Annotated in this window: 23 protein-coding genes and 1 pseudogene; 10 read left to right on the top strand and 14 right to left on the bottom strand. The window is 71.7% G+C overall.

Going from position 1 to position 20,290, the window contains the following annotated elements; translation table 11 throughout:
* The first annotated feature begins 36 nt into the window (after positions 1–36).
* Together ACFW01_RS24860 and ACFW01_RS24855 are read left to right on the top strand one after the other, a co-directional pair.
* Positions 37–387 (top strand): DUF6247 family protein, encoded by a 351-nt coding sequence (locus tag ACFW01_RS24860; RefSeq protein ID WP_384506698.1) that lies wholly within the window; start codon positions 37–39, stop codon positions 385–387.
* Positions 384–647 carry a hypothetical protein gene (locus ACFW01_RS24855; protein ID WP_384506695.1) on the top strand — a complete coding sequence of 88 codons (264 nt, stop codon included), beginning with the start codon at positions 384–386 and terminating at the stop codon, positions 645–647. The genes ACFW01_RS24860 and ACFW01_RS24855 overlap by 4 nt, the downstream gene beginning before the upstream one ends.
* Before the next feature lie 16 nt (positions 648–663).
* Here ACFW01_RS24855 and ACFW01_RS24850 read toward each other — a convergent pair whose 3' ends face one another.
* From ACFW01_RS24850 to ACFW01_RS24835, 4 genes are all read right to left on the bottom strand, one after another.
* Positions 664–1,239, bottom strand: coding sequence for an FABP family protein (locus ACFW01_RS24850; RefSeq protein WP_122621124.1), 576 nt, complete (start codon positions 1,237–1,239; stop codon positions 664–666).
* Between the two features lie 219 nt (positions 1,240–1,458).
* Entirely contained in the window at positions 1,459–2,316 is an 858-nt protein-coding gene (locus ACFW01_RS24845; RefSeq protein ID WP_384506692.1) for a hypothetical protein, read from the bottom strand.
* A complete protein-coding gene (locus ACFW01_RS24840; protein ID WP_384506689.1) occupies positions 2,313–3,119 on the bottom strand; it encodes a hypothetical protein in 807 nt (268 codons plus the stop codon). Before ACFW01_RS24840 ends, ACFW01_RS24845 begins: the two co-directional genes overlap by 4 nt.
* A complete protein-coding gene (locus ACFW01_RS24835) occupies positions 3,116–3,862 on the bottom strand; it encodes a hypothetical protein (protein ID WP_384506686.1) in 747 nt (248 codons plus the stop codon). Before ACFW01_RS24835 ends, ACFW01_RS24840 begins: the two co-directional genes overlap by 4 nt.
* Before the next feature lie 199 nt (positions 3,863–4,061).
* Here ACFW01_RS24835 and ACFW01_RS24830 point away from each other — a divergent pair, with 199 nt between their 5' ends.
* Positions 4,062–4,424 (top strand): DsrE family protein, encoded by a 363-nt coding sequence (locus ACFW01_RS24830; protein ID WP_003974797.1) that lies wholly within the window; start codon positions 4,062–4,064, stop codon positions 4,422–4,424.
* A gap of 26 nt (positions 4,425–4,450) precedes the next feature.
* Here the strand turns inward: ACFW01_RS24830 and ACFW01_RS24825 are convergent, their stop codons facing one another.
* The 8 genes from ACFW01_RS24825 to ACFW01_RS24790 all read right to left on the bottom strand — a co-directional run bounded on the left by ACFW01_RS24825 (position 4,451) and on the right by ACFW01_RS24790 (position 10,062).
* On the bottom strand, positions 4,451–4,837 hold the full coding sequence (locus tag ACFW01_RS24825; protein ID WP_234961503.1) for a VOC family protein: 387 nt from the start codon (positions 4,835–4,837) through the stop codon (positions 4,451–4,453).
* Positions 4,838–4,865: 28 nt separating this feature from the next.
* Positions 4,866–5,126, bottom strand: a complete 261-nt coding sequence (locus ACFW01_RS24820; protein ID WP_234961502.1) for a DUF3099 domain-containing protein — start codon at positions 5,124–5,126, stop codon at positions 4,866–4,868.
* 108 nt (positions 5,127–5,234) lie between these two features.
* Positions 5,235–5,522: a DUF1416 domain-containing protein gene (locus ACFW01_RS24815; protein ID WP_031047895.1), complete on the bottom strand. Its 288-nt coding sequence runs from the start codon at positions 5,520–5,522 to the stop codon at positions 5,235–5,237.
* A 29-nt stretch (positions 5,523–5,551) separates the two neighbouring features.
* Entirely contained in the window at positions 5,552–6,397 is an 846-nt protein-coding gene (locus tag ACFW01_RS24810; protein ID WP_234961501.1) for a sulfurtransferase, read from the bottom strand.
* Positions 6,398–6,800: 403 nt separating this feature from the next.
* The gene (locus ACFW01_RS24805; protein ID WP_234961500.1) at positions 6,801–7,538 is read right to left on the bottom strand and encodes a DUF2993 domain-containing protein; all 738 of its coding nucleotides are present in this window, start codon (positions 7,536–7,538) and stop codon (positions 6,801–6,803) included.
* Between the two features lie 141 nt (positions 7,539–7,679).
* Complete coding sequence (locus ACFW01_RS24800) at positions 7,680–8,906, bottom strand: hypothetical protein (RefSeq protein WP_384506680.1); 1,227 nt, start codon at positions 8,904–8,906, stop codon at positions 7,680–7,682.
* 3 nt (positions 8,907–8,909) lie between these two features.
* Complete coding sequence (locus tag ACFW01_RS24795; protein ID WP_161328499.1) at positions 8,910–9,164, bottom strand: MoaD/ThiS family protein; 255 nt, start codon at positions 9,162–9,164, stop codon at positions 8,910–8,912.
* Between the two features lie 37 nt (positions 9,165–9,201).
* Positions 9,202–10,062, bottom strand: a complete 861-nt coding sequence (locus ACFW01_RS24790; protein ID WP_234961498.1) for an alpha/beta fold hydrolase — start codon at positions 10,060–10,062, stop codon at positions 9,202–9,204.
* 234 nt (positions 10,063–10,296) lie between these two features.
* Here ACFW01_RS24790 and ACFW01_RS24785 point away from each other — a divergent pair, with 234 nt between their 5' ends.
* From ACFW01_RS24785 to ACFW01_RS24765, 5 genes are all read left to right on the top strand, one after another.
* Positions 10,297–11,118, top strand: a complete 822-nt coding sequence (locus ACFW01_RS24785) for a response regulator transcription factor (RefSeq protein WP_384506675.1) — start codon at positions 10,297–10,299, stop codon at positions 11,116–11,118.
* A 42-nt stretch (positions 11,119–11,160) separates the two neighbouring features.
* Complete coding sequence (locus ACFW01_RS24780; protein WP_125493072.1) at positions 11,161–12,183, top strand: LacI family DNA-binding transcriptional regulator; 1,023 nt, start codon at positions 11,161–11,163, stop codon at positions 12,181–12,183.
* A gap of 96 nt (positions 12,184–12,279) precedes the next feature.
* On the top strand, positions 12,280–13,350 hold the full coding sequence (locus tag ACFW01_RS24775) for a S1C family serine protease (RefSeq protein ID WP_384506672.1): 1,071 nt from the start codon (positions 12,280–12,282) through the stop codon (positions 13,348–13,350).
* Positions 13,351–13,391: 41 nt separating this feature from the next.
* Complete coding sequence (locus ACFW01_RS24770) at positions 13,392–14,132, top strand: response regulator transcription factor (RefSeq protein ID WP_234961495.1); 741 nt, start codon at positions 13,392–13,394, stop codon at positions 14,130–14,132.
* Positions 14,129–15,550 (top strand): HAMP domain-containing sensor histidine kinase, encoded by a 1,422-nt coding sequence (locus ACFW01_RS24765; RefSeq protein ID WP_234961494.1) that lies wholly within the window; start codon positions 14,129–14,131, stop codon positions 15,548–15,550. Before ACFW01_RS24770 ends, ACFW01_RS24765 begins: the two co-directional genes overlap by 4 nt.
* A 19-nt stretch (positions 15,551–15,569) precedes the next feature.
* On the opposite strand, the pseudogene ACFW01_RS24760 reads toward ACFW01_RS24765, so the two are convergent.
* A pseudogene (locus ACFW01_RS24760) lies at positions 15,570–15,860 on the bottom strand (DeoR family transcriptional regulator); the annotation flags it as partial.
* 257 nt (positions 15,861–16,117) lie between these two features.
* On the opposite strand from ACFW01_RS24760, the gene ACFW01_RS24755 reads away from it, so the two are divergent.
* Positions 16,118–16,783: a Uma2 family endonuclease gene (locus ACFW01_RS24755; RefSeq protein WP_384506667.1), complete on the top strand. Its 666-nt coding sequence runs from the start codon at positions 16,118–16,120 to the stop codon at positions 16,781–16,783.
* Between the two features lie 80 nt (positions 16,784–16,863).
* On the opposite strand, the gene ACFW01_RS24750 is transcribed toward ACFW01_RS24755, so the two are convergent.
* A complete protein-coding gene (locus ACFW01_RS24750) occupies positions 16,864–18,690 on the bottom strand; it encodes a bifunctional metallophosphatase/5'-nucleotidase (protein WP_234961492.1) in 1,827 nt (608 codons plus the stop codon).
* Between the two features lie 171 nt (positions 18,691–18,861).
* Here ACFW01_RS24750 and mshD point away from each other — a divergent pair, with 171 nt between their 5' ends.
* On the top strand, positions 18,862–19,788 hold the full coding sequence (gene mshD / locus ACFW01_RS24745) for a mycothiol synthase (protein ID WP_234961491.1): 927 nt from the start codon (positions 18,862–18,864) through the stop codon (positions 19,786–19,788).
* The last annotated feature ends 502 nt before the right edge of the window (positions 19,789–20,290 follow it).

Genomic DNA, 20,290 nt, shown 5'->3' with positions numbered 1-20,290 from the left:
ACACCAGCACCGGCACTTGATCCGGAGGACCCTCCCGTGACCGCACACCGCCCGGAACCGCTCACCGAGCCCCTCATCCCCATGCCCGCTCTCACCCCCGAGGCACTTCGCGCCGCGGTCGAGAAGCTGACGCCGAGCCGGGTGCCCGCCTTCGTCCAGGATCTCGTCGAGGCGACCACCAGCGCGCAGCAGAACCAGTCCCTCGCACCGCTGCGCACCTTCGTCCACACCTGGGGAGTGTTCGTGGCGATCCAGCGCCGACCGCCTCTCGCCGCACGTCTGCGACACCTGGAAGAGGTGGTGAGCGCCGGAACGGAGGATCCGGCGGAGGCCATCGCCGAGATCCGGGAGATCCACGCCGCGGCGGAGGCGGAGGTCGGCCTGTGAGCGACTGGAAGTGGGACTACAACCCGAGCGAGGAGTACCTCACGGCCGGACTGCCGGTCGGTGTCGTGGCCGAGGTGGAGCGCATCGCCACCGAGATCGCCGCCCTCGGGTCTGACGCCGAGGGCGCGGGCAGCCGACCGGAGGGGAAGCCCGGCGGATTACGGAACTTCCCCATCTTCGGCGGACGTGGCTTCATCCAGTTTCTCGCGGTCCCCCGGCACGAGTGCGTCTATGTTTGCACCATCGTCTGGCACGGGTGAACGGACGAACCGGTGACTACTTGAAGAAAGCGATCCCGTCGTCCGGCATGTCGTCCGGCAGGGCCTTCGCCCAGCGCTCGACGTCCTCCGGGGTGACGACCTTCTTCAGGTGCGCCGACATGTAGGGGCGCAGCTCGACCTCGGGGGTCTGCTTCTCGCCGACCCACATCAGGTCGCTCTTGACGTAGCCGTACAGCCGCTTGCCGCCGGTGTAGGGCCGAGAGGCGGCGGTGCGGGCCACCGCGTCGGTGACCAGGTCGATCTGCGGCTTCTGGTCGGCCAGCTCGCCGTACCAGATCTCGATGACGCCGTCGTCGCGGGTCATCGTGGCCTCGACCCTGCGGTTCGCGTCGATGCGCCAGAAGCCGTACTCGGACTCCAGCGGGCGGACCTTGTTGCCGTCCTGGTCGAGCACCCAGGTGTGCGAGCGGTACTCCAGGAAGTCCCGGCCGTCATGGGTGAAGGAGACCTCCTGCCCGAAGTTGCACTTCTCGTCGCCCGGGAAGTCGTGCACGCCCGCGCCGGCCCAGTCGCCGAGCAGGAAGACGAGCGGTACGAGGTCCTTGTGCAGGTCGGACGGGATCTCGATCATGATGAGCGGTACTTCCTGGCGTCGGGGATCAGCGCTGGCCCTGGTACAGCTTCTTCACGGTCAGACCGGCGAAGGCGAGAACGCCGACGCAGACCAGGACCAGCAGGGCTTCGAAGAAGATCTCCACGGGGTGCTCCTTGAGCGGGGGGCATACGACAGGGCCGGGGCCCAGCTTACGCGGCCGGGCCCCGGCCTTCCCTGCGAGGTACTCCGTCGCGGTCAGGCGAGCAGCCGGCTCTGCAGCGCGACGGTCTGCTGGAAGGGCACGGCCGGGGCGCCCCCCTTCCGGCTCTGCAGCACCACGGCCAGGATGTCACCGGCCCCGAGGTAGGCCTGCCGGACCTGCTCGGCACCGTAGGGCTCGGGCTCGGTGTAGACGGAGTACGCGAGGTCGCCGAGCTGGGCCTTGACCGGAAAGTCCTCGTCGGGGACGGAGTCGTCCGTACCGCGCACCGCGTAGGCCGGCTTGACGAACGGCGCGACGTGGGTGAACTGGAGTTCGTCCACCACGGCCGCCGTGTCGAAGTGCAGCAGGTAGATCCGCGTGTGCGTGCCGTCCGGGGTGGTCCAGCCGCGGGCGGCGATGTGCCGCAGGCCCTCGTCGACGAGCATCTGCCGCAGCTCGTCACGGTCGAACTCCTCCCGGTACTCCTTGAGGTAGACGTCCGTCGCCAGCCAGCCGTCCTTCCCGCGCAGCGCCCTGTCGGCCTTCGCGCCCTCGGGGGCCGGCAGCAGGAGGTCGCGCGGATCGGCGTAGTGGGCGCCCGCCTTGTTCTCGTCGGCGAACGGTCCCGGGCTGCCGGACGGCAGGGGGGCCGCGGTGAGCGCCGGGTAGTCCCATCGCCCGTCCGTCGCGGTCGCCAGCCCCGGTACGTCCGTCCGCTCCAGGCGGGTGACGCCGTACGCCGTCACCGATCCCACGGCCGCGAGGACGGCGACAGCCGCGGTCCAGCGCAGCACGGCCCGCAGGACGCGGCGGTCCCGCTTCACGGGTGCCGGACGCGGGTCCGGGACCGGCGGCGGGGTGTCCGGCATCGGCGGCAGCACGGGGGCCGGAGAAGTGGTCTGCTCGGTCACACGGACCTCCCGGGCTCGGCGATACGGTTCAGCTGCTCGGTCAGCAGGGCGGTCACGCCCTGGGTGTCGAACGGCCGCATCCCGTCGGCCGTGGCGGTGACCAGCACGTCTCCCTCGTGGGCGGCGCAGAACATCATGTCGAGGTCGTCGTCGGACTCGCCGGGCAGGCGGAAGCAGCGGGCGTCCTTGTGGCCCTTGATCCGCGGGCCCTCACGGAAGACGTCCAGCGCCTCGAAGAACTCGTTCTGGCCGTCCGCCATGGACCGGACGGCCGACCGGTTCTCCATGCGCGCCAGCACGATGGTCACCGTGGCGGATCCCGTCACCCCGTCGGAGGTGAACGTCCCGGTACCGGCGTAGTTGCGCATCGCGATGCCGGTGATGCGGCGGCGGTCGATCTCCTTCTCCAGCTCCTTGCGCTCCGAACGGGGCAGGCCGGCCAGCGACTCCTTGCGCAGGGCGGTGGCCTGGGCGCCGGTCAGCGTGGCGTCCGAGCCGAACTCCCCGATGTCGGGACCGCGCGACCAGCCGTCGCTCCGGAACGGCACCAGCACCTGGGCCAGGCCGGTGGCCTTCGCCGCCGGTGCCTTCTTCGCGGGCGCGGCCTCCGGGAGTGTCCAGACGGGCGCGCCCGCGTCCCGGTCGGCGCCGTTCACGGTCACGACGGTGTATCCGGTGCCCGCGACGACGGCGGCGGCCAGCAGAGCACCGCAGCCGATGACGACGGCCCGGCGCCCGCGCCCGGGCCGCTTCTCGGTGGGCTCCGGAGCCGACGGGGCCGGCTCCTGCGGGTTCTCGTTCACAGCCGCTCCATCTGCCGCTTCGCCAGATCCATGATCATCTTCTTGTCGACCCGCTTCTCGCCGCTGATCCAGATCTCCATCACGACGTCACCCCGCCGGGCGTGCGCCTCCGCGGTGTACACGGGCACGTAGCCGGGCTCGGTCTCCGGCTCCTCGAAGACGTACGCCATCCCGTCCCCGGTCCCGGGAATCGCCCAGCCGTCGGACTCCGGACCCTGCATCACCCAGTACTGCGCCCGTTCACTGGACTCGGCGGCCGCGAGGACGTCCTCCTGGCGGAACTGGACCAGCCGGATCTCCACGGAGTAGGAGTCGCCGTCCCAGGCGGTGACGGCCGCCCGCCGGAACTCTTGCTCCAGCTGTTCCTCGAAACCCTCGCCCGGCTGCTCAAAGGTCTCGGCGTAGGACGCGAGGTCCATCCAGCCGTCGGTGCCCTCCAGCCACTCGGCGTCCTTCGTCCCGCGCGGCTTCTCCAGCAGCAGCTCGCGCAGGTCGCCGTCGGTCCGCACCCTGCGGTCCTGTGCGGCCGGCAGCCGCTTCGGCGTTCGGCCCTCGGCGGGTGCGTGCAGGGGCTGCGCGAGCGACGGCAGCCTCGTCGGCGCACGGTCGGCCTGCACGAGGTACCCCGTGCAGGTGCCGGCGACGAGGCCCAGGACGGCGGCGGCACAGATGAGCAGTGCGGTGCGGCGCCCGCGCCGACGCGGCCGGGGTGCGGCCTCTTCTGCCAAGCCCTCTTCGGCCAAGTCCTCTTCTGCCGAGTCCTCTTCTGCCGCGGCCGGTCTTCCGGCTTCCTCTTCCTCTTCCGCTTCTGCTTCTTCCGGTTCCAGTTCCGGTTCCAAGACGTCCCCCCACAGAACGTGTAGTACGCAATCGATCAGGCGTGCGCACAGGAGACCCATGGCCCCGGCCCGGGGTTGTGGCGCCGTTGATTACGATTCGGCCATGGCGAAGAAGCTCGTGATCAAGGTGACGGCGGGGGCGGACGCGCCCGAGCGGTGTTCTCAGGCGTTCACGGTGGCGGCGGTGGCCGTGGCCAGCGGGGTCGACGTCTCGCTGTGGCTGACCGGCGAGTCCGCGTGGTTCGCGGTGCCGGGCCGGGCCGCGGAGTTCGAACTGCCGCACGCCGCGCCGCTCCCGGACCTGCTCGACTCGCTCCTGGCGGGCGGCCGGGTGACGCTGTGCACCCAGTGCGCGGCCCGTCGCGACCTGACCGAGAAGGACGTCATCGAGGGCGTGCGGATCGCGGGCGCGCAGGTCTTCGTGCAGGAGGCCCTCGCCGACGACACGCAGGCGCTCGTCTACTGACGGGCTGCTGACGGGCTGCTGACGGGCTACTGACCTGCCCGCGTCCACAGGCAGAAGGGGTGCCCCGACGGGTCGAGCAGCACCCGTACGTCGTCCTGGGGCTGGTACTCGGCGAGCCGGGCGCCCTCGGCCACGGCCCGCGCGGTCTCCGCGGCCAGGTCGTCGACCTCGATGTCGAGGTGCAGCATCATCTGCTGGTCGCCCGGACGGCGGGACGGCCACACGGGCGGCACGTACGCGGGCTCCGTCTCGAAGGCCAGCGAGGTGCCCCCGGTGCCGGGCGGCGGGCCGATGAGCACCCAGTGCGGTTCCTCGGCCCGCACCTCGTAGCCGAGCAACCGCAGGTAGAAGGCGGCGAGTTCGTGGGCGTCGTGCGCGTCCAGCACGACGGTGGACAGCTTCGTCGGGGACATGCACGCCATCCTCCCCGAACGCGGACGTCTAGCGCGGCCCCTTCTTCCCGTCCAGCTCGTCCCACCACTCGTCGGACTTGGGGTCGCCGGACGGATCGTCCCACCAGCGGTCGTCCGGGCCCCGGCGGTTGGCGGCCATCGCGGCCAGCGGCGGGATGACCATGGCGACCACGCACATGGCCACCGCGGCCGGCACGGACCACAGGCGCACGACGCCCCAGGCCAGGACGAAGAGCGCGATGCAGGTCCCCATCATGGCGAAGTAGACGTGCCGCCGCCGTGCGTACATACCTCCAGCGTAGATCCGGACACGGGATCCGGACATGCCGAAGGGCCGCACCCCAGGCGTCCAACCCGGTGGGTGCGGCCCCTCGGCCGCCGCGTGGCGCGGGTGCCGTCAGACGGCGATCGCGACCTCCGCGAGACCGCCCTGCTGGGCGACGACCGTGCGGTCGGCGGTGCCGCCGGGGACGAGCGCCCGTACGGTCCAGGTGCCCTCGGCCGCGTAGAAGCGGAACTGGCCCGTCGCGGAGGTCGGCACCTCCGCCGTGAACTCGCCGGTGGCGTCCAGCAGACGGACGTAGCCCGTCACCGGCTCGCCGTCACGGGTCACGTGACCCTGGATGGTGGTCTCACCGGGCTTGATCGTCGAGGCGTCGGGGCCGCCGGCCTTCGCTCCGCACATGTCGTACTCCTGAGGGGTTGGGGGCGGACTTACTTGTTGGCGCCGAGCTCGATCGGCACGCCGACGAGGGAGCCGTACTCGGTCCACGAGCCGTCGTAGTTCTTGACGTTCTCCACGCCGAGCAGCTCGTGCAGGACGAACCAGGTCAGGGCCGAACGCTCACCGATGCGGCAGTAGGCGATGGTGTCCTTCGCCAGGTCGACCTGCTCGTCGGTGTAGAGCTGCTTCAGCTCGTCGTCCGACTTGAAGGTGCCGTCGTCGTTGGCGTTCTTCGACCACGGGATGTTGCGGGCGGACGGGACGTGACCCGGACGCTGCGACTGCTCCTGCGGGAGGTGGGCCGGGGCGAGCAGCTTGCCGGAGAACTCGTCGGGCGAGCGGACGTCGACCAGGTTCTGCGCGCCGATGGCGGCGACCACGTCGTCGCGGAAGGCGCGGATCGCGGTGTTCTGCGGCTTGGCCTTGTAGTCGGTGGCCGGGCGCTGCGGGACCTCGTCGCCGGCGACCAGCTCGCGGGCGTCCAGCTCCCACTTCTTGCGGCCGCCGTCGAGGAGCTTGACGTTCTCGTGGCCGTAGAGCTTGAAGTACCAGTAGGCGTACGACGCGAACCAGTTGTTGTTGCCGCCGTAGAGGACCACCAGCGTGTCGTTGGCGATGCCCTTCTTCGACAGGAGCTTCTCGAAGCCCTCCTGGTCGACGAAGTCGCGGCGGACCGGGTCCTGGAGGTCCTGGGTCCAGTCGATCCGGATCGCGTTCTTGATGTGGTTCTTCTCGTAGGCGGACGTGTCCTCGTCCACCTCGACGATCGCGATGCCGGGGTCGTCCAGGTTCTCCTGGACCCAGTCGGCGTCGACCAGGACGTCGCTGCGGCTCATGTTTTCTCCTCCGGGGCAGTTGCGGCGGGGTGAGCGGTGAGAGGGGTGCGCGCGCTCGGGCCGTGCGGCGGCGCGCGGGTGCCCTGGGCAGGGCGGGTGAGGGGGACGGACGGCGACGGCGCCGTCCGGTCAGAAGGTGCGACAGAGCATGGCGGCAACGCGGCACAGGTCCACTGCCCGCCGCTTCGTCAGATCCGCCTGTCGCTTCATGGGTACCGATCGTAGGGACGGATGCCGGGCCATGTCACCGGCGTGTCGCATGATGAGACGCGATCGTCCGCGATGCGGGATGGGGTGGCGGGTCCCGGGCGGCGCGCGACGCCGTGCGGGCCGGGCGCACGCCGTCGCATCTGCGCTACGGACGGCGCCGTCTCGCCTGTCGGACTTCGGGCCCTCCTGGGCCCTACCCGGCGAGCTTGACGTCCGAACCCTTCACCGTGATCTCGACGCCGTCCTTCGCCGCCTCGACCTTGTCCAGCTCGATGCCGCCCGGCAGTTCGTCGATGGTCTGCTGGAAGTCGGTGATGGCCCGGATCCGGGACTCGGCGAGCTGCCGGCCGCCGATCTCCGGCAGGCCGTCGGCGACGACCTCGACGTCGTTGTCCTTGACCTTGACCGAGCTGAGCACCTGGACCGGCTCGGGCAGGTCCACGCCCAGGACCGTGGCCTGGAGCGACACCTTGATCTTGCCGTTGCCGCCGTCGGAGAGGCCGATGACCTTGGCGGTGATGCCGGGAGCGATGTCCGTGGGCTCGGACTTGGCGGCCTTCATCAGCTCGTCGTAGGCGACGGTCGCGGTGCCGGTGGCGGTGGCCGCGGTGGCGGAGCTGTAGTCGCCGGAGAACGCGACGCCCTTCATGTCCGCGCGCAGCTCGGCGATGCGGATCTTCTCGCCGCCCTGGCCGGTGGACGCCTCGTAACCGTCGATGCCCACCTGGACGTCGTCCAGCTCACCGCCGGCGACCTGGGTGAGGAACGGGAAGCCGTTGATGGACACGTCCGGCGTCGACGGCAGGTTCTCGGTGCTGCGCACCTTGTCCGCGACCTCGTCCTCGGCGAAGTTGACGGCCACACGGTCGGCGATCACGAAGAGGCCGCCCAGAATCACGACGACGACCAACAGTATTCGCAGTGCGCGCATGCGGAGTTCCCCAACCCTGGACGGTCGACGACAGCGGTCCCCCGACGGCCGGTGGCCGTCCAGGCGCGAGCGTAACCCGGGCGGGTGGCGCCGCCCGGGTTCTGTAGACCACCTGTGACACCCGTGCCGGGCGCCCGGCGGTCAGGCCAGCGCCCGGCCCAGCACGTACACGGCCGGCGCGGCGGCGGCCAGCGGCAGGGCCACGCCCGCCGTGAAGTGGACGAAACGGGATGGGTAGTCGTACGCCGCCACCCGGAGGCCGACCAGCGCGCACACCGCCGCGCCCGCGCCGAGCAGCGCGCCCGACGCCCCGAAGTCCGTCGCCGAGCCGACCGCGATCCCCGCTCCGGCCGCCGCGAGCAGCGCGACGACCACGGAACCCGCGGTGGGCAGCGGCAGGGCGCGGGCCACGACCGCCACGGCCACCGCGACCGCGCCGACCGTCACCGCGTCCGCGTCGGCGGCGAGGTAGCCGCCCGCGATCACGGCCAGGGCCGCCGCGGCGACGGTCGCCATCAGGCCGTACATCCGCTCGTCGGGGTCGGCGTGCGAGCGCAGCTGCAGGACGAGGGAGAGCAGCACCCACACCCCGAGCGTGCCGAGGATCGCCGCCGGGGAGCGGTCCGACACCAGCAGCGCCGCGTCGGCGGCCAGCGCGGCCGCGAAGCCCAGCGCGATGCCCTGCCGGGCCGGCCACATGCCGTTCAGCCGGAACCAGCCCGCCGCGGTGACGGCCTGGAGGGCAACGAGCGGGACGAGGAGGGCGTACGTGCCGAGCGCCGCCGCGCCGGCCAGCAGCAGCCCGAGCAGCGCGGTGAGCCCGGCCGGCTGCATCCCCGGGTCGATGATCGGCGAACGCCCTTCGGCACGGGCCCGCTGCGCGTCGGTCACCCGCGTGTTCCCGGCGAGGGTGGCCGGACCGTAGCCGGCGTCGCCGGGCGAGGCGGGCGCGGGCGAGGCGGAGGGGGCTGGGGCCGGGTCCGAAGCCGGGGGAGCGTACGGCTGGGGCTGGGGTTGGGGCTGGTACTGGGGTGCGTACGTCTGTGCCGGAGGCTGCTGCTGGTACTGCTGCCGCGGCTCGGACCCGTACGGCGGCAGGTACGCCGTCTCCTCCGCCGGGACCGGCGGCTGGGTCTGGTGCACCTGCGTCTCCCAGGTCTGCCCCTGCCACTGCTGCGTGTACTGGCCGGCGTTCGGGTCCTCGTACCCCTGAGGAGCCTGGTGGGCCTGGTGGCCCTGGTGGGCCTGCTGATCGGGCCACTGGGCGCCGTACCCGCCCTGCCCGACCCATCTCCCGTGCTCGTCGTACCCCTCGTACCGCTGATGCGGCTGGTACTGCTGATGCGGCTGATAAGGCTGGTCGGTCATCGCTCACCCTCCTGCGAACGGCGGGAGCACCTCGACCGTGCCGCCGTCGGCCAGCCGTACCGTCTCATGCCCGCGGGTGCCCACCGGGTCGCCGTCGACGAGGAACGAGCAGCGCAGCAGCACGCGCGTGAGTTCGCCGGGGTGCCGCTCGCGCACGGCGCCGAGCGCGTCGGCGAGCGTGTCCGCGTCGTACGGCTCCTCGGCCACTCCCGCGGCGGCCTTCGCGGCGGCCCAGTAGCGCACCGTGACCTTTGCCATCTGGTTCCTCAATCAGTTGACGGTGAACACCGTCAGGCTAGCCCGCCTTCGAGACCGCCCAGGCGCCGATCCGGTCCAGCAGGGCCTCGTCCGACGCGTGCTCCGCGTGGCCCATGCCGGGCTCCAGCCAGAGTTCGCCGTGGTCACCGGCGGCCCGGGCCAGCATCCGGGGGTGGTCGAGGGGGAAGTAGCCGTCCCGGTCGCCGTGGACGAGGAGGAGCGGCGTCGGGGCGATCCGGGGCACCGCGTCCACCGGCGACAGCGGTTCCGGGTCCCAGGCCAGGTGATGGATGCGGGTGCGGAAGCCGTAGCGGCCGACGAACCGGCCCTCGGGGCGCGTCACCATCCAGTGCAGCCGGCGCATCGGCGCCGTGCCCCGGTAGTACCAGCGGGCGGGCGCGCTCACCGACACCACGGCGTCCGTCCGCGCCGCGTCGTCCGGGCCGTACAGCGCCGCGTGCCGCAGCACCACCGAGCCGCCCATGGAGAAACCGACGGTCACCACGCGCGCGTGCCCGAAGCCGCGCGCCCACGCCACGGCCGCCGCCAGATCCAGGACCTCGCGGTCGCCGACCGTCGACCGTCCGCCGGAGGCACCGTGGCCCCGGAAGGAGAAGGTGACCACCGCGCCGTACCGGGCGAACCTCCGCGCGATGCGCAGCACGTGCGCCTCGTCCGCGCCCGCGGTGAAGCCGTGTGCGACGACGAACACCAGGTCGGAGGGGTCACCGTCGCTCGCCGCCGGCTTGTACACGGCGTCGATCCGGACCCCGTCGGCGCTGCGCAGGAAGGTGCGTGCGGGCGTGCGGCGGGGCGCTCCCCCGGGCGTCTCGGAATGCGGACGATTCCGTGGACCAGAGGTGGAACGCGCCACATGACCTGACGCTCGGTAGCTCATGTCGGCTATTCTGCTGCGTAGAGGACTCGGGCAGCGTAGCCCCCGGGTCCTTTTGTGCTTCCAGGAGCGTGGCCGATCGTTCACCTCCCGGACGCGCGGCGGGCCCCACGGGCACGGGATCCGCACCGTACGAAGCAGTGCCGTAAACGTCCTCGCAGGGACCGAGGAGGAACCAGACGTTATGGGCGAGCGAAGCGTGCACGACCGTAGGACGACCCAGGCAGGTGGGGCGCGATGAGCTCTCTGCTGCTCCTCACCAACGCCCTTCAGCCGTCGACGGAGGTGCTCCCCGCCCTCGGCCTGCTGCTGCACAACGTCCGCGTGGCTCCGGCGGAGGGCCCGGCCCTCGTCGACACCCCCGGCGCCGACGTGATCCTCGTCGACGGGCGCCGTGACCTTCCCCAGATCCGCAGCCTGTGCCAGCTGCTGCGGTCCACGGGGCTCAGCTGTCCGCTGGTCCTCGTGGTCACCGAGGGCGGCCTCGCCGCCGTCACCGCCGACTGGGGCATCGACGACGTACTGCTGGACACCGCGGGGCCGGCGGAGGTCGAGGCGCGGCTGCGGCTGGCCATGGGCCGCCAGCAGATCGTCGGCGACGACTCCCCGATGGAGATCCGCAACGGCGACCTCTCGGTGGACGAGGCGACGTACTCCGCCAAGCTCAAGGGCCGGGTCCTGGACCTGACCTTCAAGGAGTTCGAGCTGCTCAAGTACCTCGCGCAGCACCCGGGCCGGGTCTTCACCCGGGCCCAGCTGCTCCAGGAGGTGTGGGGCTACGACTACTTCGGCGGCACCCGCACGGTCGACGTGCACGTACGGCGGCTGCGCGCCAAGCTCGGCCCCGAGCACGAGTCGCTGATCGGCACCGTCCGCAACGTCGGCTACCGCTTCGTCACGCCGGAGAAGCCGGAGAAGGCGAAGTCCGAGAAGACGGAGAAGGCGAAGTCCGAGAAGACGGAGCGGGAGAAGACGGAGCGCGAGAAGACGGCGCGCGCCGGGGCGGAGGCCGCGGCGGAGGCCCCCGATACGGCGGCGACGAGGTCATCCAAGGTGTGATACGCCCTGCCCGGAGCGGATCCATCCGCGTAGACTCCGCGCGTGGCCAAGGTGACTCGGGATGATGTGGCGCGGCTGGCGGGAACTTCCACCGCCGTCGTCAGTTATGTCATCAACAACGGACCCCGGCCGGTCGCCCCGGCCACGCGCGAGCGTGTCCTCGCCGCGATCAAGGAGCTGGGGTACCGCCCGGACCGGGTCGCCCAGGCCATGGCGTCGCGGCGCACGGACCTCATAGGCCTGATCATCCCGGACGCCCGCCAGCCCTTCTTCGGGGAGATGGCGCACGCCGTCGAGCAGGCCGCCTCCGAGCGCGGGAAGATGGTCCTGGTCGGCAACACGGACTACGTGGGCGAGCGCGAGGTCCACTACCTGCGGGCCTTCCTCGGGATGCGCGTCTCCGGTCTGATCCTGGTCAGCCACGCCCTGAACGACCTGGCCGCCGCCGAGATCGACGCCTGGGACGCCCGGGTCGTCCTGCTGCACGAGCGGCCCGAGGCCATCGACGACGTCGCCGTGGTCACCGACGACCTCGGCGGCGCCCAGCTCGCCGTACGCCACCTGCTGGAGCACGGCTACGAGTACGTGGCCTGCATGGGCGGCACCGCCGAGACCCCGTCCGTGGGCGACCCCGTCTCCGACCACGTCGAGGGCTGGCAGCGCGCGATGAAGGAGGCCGGGCTGTCCACCGAGGGCCGGCTCTTCGAAGCGCCGTACAACCGCTACGACGCGTACAAGGTGGGCCTGGAGATCCTGGCCGGGCCGCGCCGCCCGCCGGCGATCTTCTGCTCCACCGACGACCAGGCGATCGGCCTGCTGCGGGCCGCCCGCGAGCTGCGCATCGACGTGCCGGGCGAGCTGGCGGTGGCCGGCTTCGACGACATCAAGGAGGCGGACCTCGCCGACCCGCCGCTGACGACGGTCGCCTCGGACCGGCCGGCGATGGCGCGGGCCGCCGTCGACCTGGTCCTGGACGACGGCCTGCGGGTCGCGGGCTCCCGGCGCGAGCGGCTGAAGGTGTTCCCGTCGCAGCTGGTCGTACGGCAGTCCTGCGGCTGCGTGTAGCACCCGCCCGGCAGTCGTCCTTATATCGGGCATACGAGGTTCTGCCGGGCTTCTCAGGCAGCACTCAGGCCGCTCTCATCCTCGGGCGCGAAGCTCATGGACATGACCGAGAGCCTCCGCCGCAACGGCGAGTACGAGCACGCGCAAGAGAACCCGTACGAGAACCCGTACCAGGGTGCCCAGCAGCACGCCTCCTCTCCCGTCAACCCCGAGTGGCCGCCCCCGCCGGCCCAGCCGCCCGCGGCGCCCTACGCCGGGTTCGCCGCCGACGGGCAGCCCGAGCAGCCGCAGAAGAGGCGCCGGGCCCGTCGCGGCCCCGTCGCGCTGCTCGCGGCGGTGGCGATCGTGGCGGCGGCCATCGGCGGCGGCACCGCGTACGGCATCCAGGAGCTGACCGGCGGCGACACGGTCGCCACCGCCACCAGCACCAACGTCGTACCGTCCAGCCAGAAGGGCACGGTCTCCGGGGTCGCGAAGGCGGTCAGCCCCAGCATCGTCGAGATCAGCGCCACCTCGAACGCCGGCTCGTCCACCGGTTCCGGCGTGATCATCACCGATGACGGCGAGATCATCACCAACAACCACGTCGTCTCCGGCGCCTCGTCGGTCAAGGTGAGGACCAGCGACGGCAAGGAGTACACCGCCGAGGTCGTCGGCACGGACAGCAAGAAGGACCTCGCGCTGATCAAGCTGGAGAACGCCTCCGGCCTGAAGGCCGCGAGCCTCGGCGACTCGGACGCCGTCGGGGTCGGCGACCAGGTCGTCGCCATCGGCTCGCCCGAGGGTCTGACCGGCACCGTGACCAGCGGCATCGTCTCGGCCCTCGACCGCGACGTGACCGTCTCCACCGACGAGGGGCAGCAGCAGCAACAGCGGGGGCAGGGCGGCGGGCAGTGGCCGTTCGAGTTCGGCGGCCAGGAGTTCAACGGCGACACCGGCTCGTCCACGACGACGTACAAGGCGATCCAGACCGACGCCTCCCTCAACCCGGGCAACTCCGGCGGCGCGCTGATCGACATGAACGGCAACATCATCGGCATCAACTCCGCGATGTACTCGGCGACCGAGGCGTCCGCGAGCGCGGGCAGCGTCGGCCTCGGCTTCGCGATCCCGGTCAACACCGTCAAGGCGGACCTGCCCGACCTGCGCGCGGGTGCGAGCAACTGAGCGGCCACGAGTACCCGCGACGAACGTGCGACGCTGAACCCATGAGCCCCGCAGACGGCGACCGCGACCGTGACCTCCAGCGCATCCTGATCGTCGACGACGAGCCGGCGGTCCGCGAAGCCCTCCAGCGCAGCCTGGCCTTCGAGGGCTACGGCACCGAGGTCGCCGTCGACGGCGCCGACGCCCTGGAGAAGGCGGCGGCGTACCGGCCCGACCTCGTCGTCCTCGACATCCAGATGCCCCGCATGGACGGCCTGACCGCCGCCCGCCGGATCCGCGGCGCGGGCGACACGACCCCCATCCTGATGCTGACCGCGCGTGACACCGTCGGCGACCGGGTCACCGGCCTGGACGCCGGCGCCGACGACTACCTGGTCAAACCCTTCGAGCTGGACGAACTCTTCGCCCGTATCCGCGCGCTGCTGCGCCGCAGCTCCTACGCGGCAGCCGTGGAGGCCGCCGCCGAGAACTCCGACACCCTCACCTTCGCCGACCTGACCATGGACCTGTCGACGCGGGAGGTCGTCCGGGCCGGGCGCCCGGTGGAGCTGACCCGCACGGAGTTCACCCTGCTGGAGATGTTCATGGCGCACCCGCGCCAGGTCCTCACCCGGGAGCAGATCCTCAAGGCGGTCTGGGGCTTCGACTTCGAGCCGTCGTCCAACTCCCTCGACGTGTACGTCATGTACCTGCGCCGCAAGACGGAGGCGGGCGGCGAGCCGCGCCTGGTCCACACCGTCCGGGGCGTCGGCTATGTGCTGCGGCAGGGCGGCGCGGAGTGAGCGGACCGGTACGCCGCTTCCGCGCCCTGCCCATCCGGGCGCGGCTGTCGCTGCTGGTGGCGGCGGCGGTGGCGTTCGCGGTGGCGGCTGCGGCGGTGGCGTGCTGGTTCGTGGTCAAGAGCGTGCTGGTGAGTTCGCTGGACGAGGCGCTGAAGGCGAACCGCATGGACCGGCAGCAGGTGAGCCAGTACGTCAACCTCCGCACCGGCCTGTGCGCCCACGATCCCGTCACGCACGAGCAGAACCCCTTCGGCTCGTCCGTCCAGGTCGTCGACAGCGCGGGCGGCAGCTGCCTGATCATCGGCACGGAGGAGGTCCCGCTCACGGACTCCGACCACGCGGTGGCCGAGGGCGAGTCCATCAACGCGCTGCACGACGCCAAGGGGCCGGAGGGCGCCGAGTACCGGGTCTTCACCTACCGCGTGCCCGGCCTGCCGGATGTGGCCGTCTCCGCCGCCCGCCCGCTCAGCGAGGTGAACCGCTCCCTCAGCAACCTCGCCCTCGTCCTCGTCTTCGTCGCGGGCGCCGGAGTGATCGGCGCCGGTGCCGCCGGCCTCTGGGTCGCCCGCACCGGCCTGCGCCCCGTCGACGAACTGACCCGCACCGTCGAACACGTGGCCCGCACCGAGGACCTGACCGTCCGCATCCCGGTCGAGGACGACAGCGACGACGAGATCGCCCGCCTCTCCCGCTCCTTCAACAGCATGACGGCGTCCCTGGCCAGCTCCCGCGACCTCCAGCAGCAGCTCATCGCCGACGCGGGCCACGAACTGCGCACCCCTCTCACCTCGCTCCGTACGAACATCGAACTCCTCACCCGCAGCGAGGAGACCGGCCGCCCGATCCCGGAGGCGGACCGCAAGGCCCTCCTCGCCTCGGTGAAGGCGCAGATGACGGAACTGGCGGCCCTGATCGGCGACCTCCAAGAACTCTCCCGCCCGGACACCGGCCAGCACGAGGGCCGCACGCGGATCCTCCCCTGGCACGACGTCGTCGAGTCCGCGCTGCGCCGCGCCCGCCTGCGCGGCCCGGAGCTGACCCTCACGGCCGACGTGCGGCCGTGGTACGTACGGGCGGAACCGGCGGCCCTGGAGCGGGCGGTCGTCAACATCCTGGACAACGCGGTGAAGTTCAGCCCGGAGTCCGGCACCGTCGACGTACGCCTCGCCGACGGCGTCCTCACCGTCCGCGACCACGGCCCCGGCATCCCCGCCGACGAGCTCCCGCACGTCTTCGACCGCTTCTGGCGCTCCCCGTCGGCCCGCGCCCTGCCGGGGTCCGGCCTGGGCCTGTCGATCGTGGCGCGGACGGTGCAGCAGGCGGGGGGCGAGGTGACCCTGACCCCGGCGGAGGGGGGCGGCACGACGGCGACCGTCCGGCTGCCGGGGGCGCCGAAGCCGCCGCCGGAGGTCCCGTAGTGCCGGTCGCCGTGAGCCGTCAGCCGGCCGTGAGGACCGTCACGCCCAGGTCGGTGAGCCGCCCCAGCACAGCGCGTTCGGGGGCGGCGTCAGTGACCAGCGCACCGATCTGGTCCAGGGCGCGGTAGCGCGAGGCCGTGCCGATCTTCTCGGACGAGGCCGGCACCCAGGTCTCCGCGGCCCCCGCGGACAGGGCGCGCTTCATCGCCGCCTCTTCGGCGCCGCCGGTGGTCAGCCCCGTCTCGGGGTGGACGCCGAGGAGGCAGAGTCGGCCGAGACGTTTCCGCGCCGCCTCGATCGCGGCCGCTCCGCGGGCTTGTCTCTGACAGCGACCCTCTGGTCGGCGGGGACCCGGAGCGGCTCCATCTCCGCTTCGTTGCCGATCGACACGTCGTCGTCAACGTGATCGACCACGTGGCCCTCTGACATCGGCGCGCCGCTCCTTACCTCACACGATTGAGTGAGGAGGAACTGTTTCCCCAGGTCAGACATGTCCCGGTACTTACCGTGATCGCATTGCTTGTGCCCCGAGCACGCTCAGCCCACACTTGAGGAGGTGACGTCACCATGACCGCTCTTGCACACGAGAGGCCCGAGACCATGTCTGAGCTCAGGACCACGACCGGGCCGGAGACGGGTACCGAGAACGGGCCCGGCCTGGACGAGGTCGTGTGGCAGGCATGGAAGGCCGTGGAACTTCCGGAGGGCTACCGCGCCGAGATCATCGAGGGAGCCATCGAGGTGTCGCCCACCGGTCGCCTTTCCCATGCCCAGATCGCCAACCGGCTGCGCAACGCGCTGGTGCGCTTTCTGGGAGAGGGCGAGTACTCGGCGTACCAGGACGCCAATGTCATCTTCCGGCGCAAGGGGTGGATCCCCGATGTCTTCGTCGCGCCGGAAGACCTGGAACCGTACGCGGACGAGGACGGGCTCGGTGTCGATGCGGCGGCGGTGCGACTGGTGGTAGAGGTGGTCTCTCCCGGAAAGCGCCACGAGGACCGCGACCGGGTCAGGAAACGCCGTGAGTACGCCCGTGCCGGCATTCCCGTGTACGTGATCATCGACGACTACGACGCGCAGGGCACCGTCACTGTCCTCACCGAGCCTCGGCCCGACAAGGCCGATTGGCTGGGCGTCGTACGGGTCCCCTACGGAACCGATGTCGACATCCCGAAGGGTCCTGCCACGGGCTTTGTGATCGGAGAGACGATCACCGGCCCCAAGCGGACCTGAACCGCACAGGGACGAAGGGCCCGGTATTCGCAGGGCTCGTACGGCCCGCGGATACCGGGCCCTTCCCAGGCCGGTGACGGCTACCGCACGACCGTGATCCGGTCCGCAGCCGGCGGTTCGATCGGGTCGGTCGCCGACGAGTTGGCCGTCAGGTACTGCTCGAGGGCGGCCAGGTCGTCACCGCCGACCAGTTCGTTCGCGCCCTCGTTCAGGGTGGGGAAACCGTCGCCGCCGCCCGCGAGGAAGCTGTTGGAGGCGACGCGGTAGGTGGCCGACGGGTCGACGGGGGCGCCGTTGAGGCGGATCGAGTCCGCCACCACGCGGTCCGCGCCGGACTTCGTCAGGTCCAGGGTGTAGGTGAGGCCGGACGAGACCTGCAGGATCTTCGGGGCCGCCTCGTTCGGGCCGCTGACCTGCTCCTTGAGGACCTGGACCAGCTGGGCGCCCGTGTAGTCCTTGAGGTTCACCGTGTTGGCGAAGGGCTGGACGGTGAAGCCCTCGGCATAGGTGACCACGCCGTCGCCCTCGGCGCCCGAGGACGCGTAGGTCAGCGGGGCCCGGATGCCGCCCGGGTTCATCAGGGCCAGGTCGGTCTCCGGGTCCTGGGTCCTGCCGTACGCGAGCTGCGCGTCGGCGATCAGGTCGCCCAGCGGGGACTCGGTGCCGTCGCGGGAGATGTCGGCGGAGATGTGGCCGACGGGACGGTTGCCGATCGGGGCGGCCAGCGTGCCCCACTTGTCGATCAGCCGGGTCATGTCGGGCGCCTTCGGGACGTCCCGCGTCACCACGTGGTTCGCCGACTTCACCGACGTACGCGCGATGTCGCCCGTGCGCCGGTCGTAGGTCAGCGTGGTGTCCGTGTACAGGCGGCCGAAGGACGCGGCCGAGGTGACCATGCGGGGGTTGCCCGCCGGGTCCGGGATCGTGCAGACGTACGCGCTGTGCGTGTGCCCGGTGACCAGCGCGTCGACCTGCGGCGTGATGTTCTTCGCGATGTCGACGATCGGGCCGGAGACGCCGTCGCCGGCGCCCGGGGCGTCGCAGTCGTAGTTGTAGGAGGTCGACGCCGGGAAACCGCCCTCGTGGATGAGGGCGACGATCGACTTCACGCCCTGGCGCTGGAGCACCTTGGCGTACTTGTTGATCGTCTCGACCTCGTCCTTGAAGGAGAGGCCCTTCACACCGTCCGCCGAGACGATGTCCGGGGTCCCCTCCAGGGTCACGCCGATGAAGCCGACCTTGACGCCGTTCTTCTTCCACACCCAGTACGGGTCGAGGATCGGCTTGCGCGTCTTCTCGTCCAGGACGTTCGCGGCCAGGTACGGGAAGTCGGCGCCCTTGAACCTCTTGTCCGTGTAGCAGCCCTCGGTGGGGTGGCAGCCGCCCTTCTGGAGGCGGGCCAGTTCCTTCGCGCCCTCGTCGAACTCGTGGTTGCCGACGGACGTCACGTCCAGGTCGAGCTTGTTCAGCGCCTCGATGGTCGGCTCGTCGTGGAAGAGCCCGGACAGCAGCGGGGACGCGCCGACCATGTCGCCGCCGGCCGCGGTGACGGAGTAGCGGTTGCCCTTGCGGGCCTCGCGCAGGTGGGTGGCGAGGTACTCCACACCGCCCGCGTCGACCGTCTTCGTCGTGCCGTCCGGCTGGACCTCGGTGACCCGGCCGGAGGAACCGGCGGGCGGCTCCAGGTTGCCGTGCAGGTCGTTGAAGGAGAGCAACTGGACGTCCTGGTAGCGGCCGTGTCCGTGCCCGTGGCCGTGCCTTTGCCCGCTCGCGTCCGCGTCCGCGGTCGCCGACGCCGGCAGGGCCGCGGCGGCGAGCGCCCCGGCGGTGACGACCGTGGCGGCGGCGAGGAGACGGCCGGTGCGGCGTCTGCGGCGCGACTGGTGCGGCTGTGCTGTGGCTGGCATGCGCCCCCCTGTGGGTGTGCGTGGCGCGAGCCGCTGAGGGACGGCTCGTCGGAGCGGCAGCCTAGAGTCAACGCGCGTAGCGCGACAGGGGGTTCGGGGTTACATCCTGGTTTACGTTCATCCCGGTCGGCTGCCGCCGCTTTGCCCACCCGGCCCTTTACCCTCGTACGCATGACCAGCGACGACACCGTGCGGCCCGGCCGCCCCCGCTCGATCGAGACCCTCGCCGAACTGACCCCGGAGCAGACCGGCGCGGTCCTCGCCCTGCTCACCGAGGCGGCCCGGAACGACGGGCAGCACGCCGTGTCCGAGCAGGGCCGGCTGCACCTGCGCGGCCCCGCGCGGGAGGGCATCGCGCACCTGCTGCTCACCGTCGACGGCGAACTCGTCGGCTACGCCCAGCTGGAGGGCACCGACCCGATCGAGCCGCCGGCCGCCGAACTGGTCGTCCACCCCTCGCACCGCGGCCAGGGGCACGGACGCGCCCTGGGCTCCGCGCTGCTCGCCGCCTCCGGCAAGCGGCTGCGGATCTGGGCGCACGGCGGCCACTCCGCCGCCCGGCACCTCGCGCAGGTGCTCGGCCTGACGTTGTTCCGCGAACTACGGCAGATGCGGCGGCCCTTGGCCGGTCTCGACCTGCCGGACCCGCGGCTGCCCGAGGGAGTCACCGTCCGCGCCTTCGTACCCGGGCAGGACGACGCGGCCTGGCTCGCGGTGAACGCCGCCGCCTTCGCCCACCACCCCGAGCAGGGCTCCCTCACCCAGCGGGACCTCGACGACCGCAAGGCCGAGGAGTGGTTCGACCCGGCCGGTTTCTTCCTGGCCGAGCGGGCGGGCGAGCTGATCGGCTTCCACTGGACCAAGGTGCACGCGCAGGAGGGCCTGGGCGAGGTGTACGTCCTCGGCATCCGCCCCGACATCCAGGGCGGCGGCCTGGGCAAGGCCCTGACCACCATCGGCCTGCGGCACCTGGCCGGACAGGGGCTGCCCACGGCGATGCTGTACGTGGACGCGGACAACAAGGCCGCCGTGTCCGTCTACGAGCGCCTGGGTTTCGTCACCCACGAGACGGACCTGATGTACCGCACGGAGTCCTGAGCCTCCCTCGCCACGACCACCGCCGCCCACAGCACCGCCCACCGGTCGCTCCCGGCCGCCCACCGGGGATCGCCGGGCGTCACCAAAGCCGCCCAGCCCTCCGACATCGATCGGCAGGAGCGCGAGGAGCAGGGCCGGGGCGTCCGCAGCGGGAAGGCCGACTGCCCGCGCCCGAGGGCGACGGCGGGAGAGCCGCGTACGGCGGGAAGGGGCCGTGTCGGGGGGTGTCCGCCCGCAGCGGTTGGCGCGTCAACGTCCCGCACCCTTCTGAGGGACCGATTCCGCGCCGTTCCGAGGACGGACACCCCCCGGCGCGGCCCCGACCCACCACCGAACCCGAGGCGCTACGCGCACCCCCACCCACCCCGCACAGGCGCCGCAGGCACCCCGCCAACCCCACACAGGCACCGCAGGCACCGCAGGCACCCCGCCAACCCCGCACAGGCGCCGCAGGCACCCCGCATCCCACCCAGTGACCCCCCGCTATCCCACACGTCATGTC

It is taken from the genome of Streptomyces sp. NPDC058985 (assembly GCF_042740985.1).
In the GTDB taxonomy this organism is placed as follows: Bacteria; Actinomycetota; Actinomycetes; order Streptomycetales; family Streptomycetaceae; genus Streptomyces.
The sequence above is the reverse complement of the archived record's forward strand: the minus strand, read 5'-3'. Positions and strand labels throughout refer to the sequence as shown.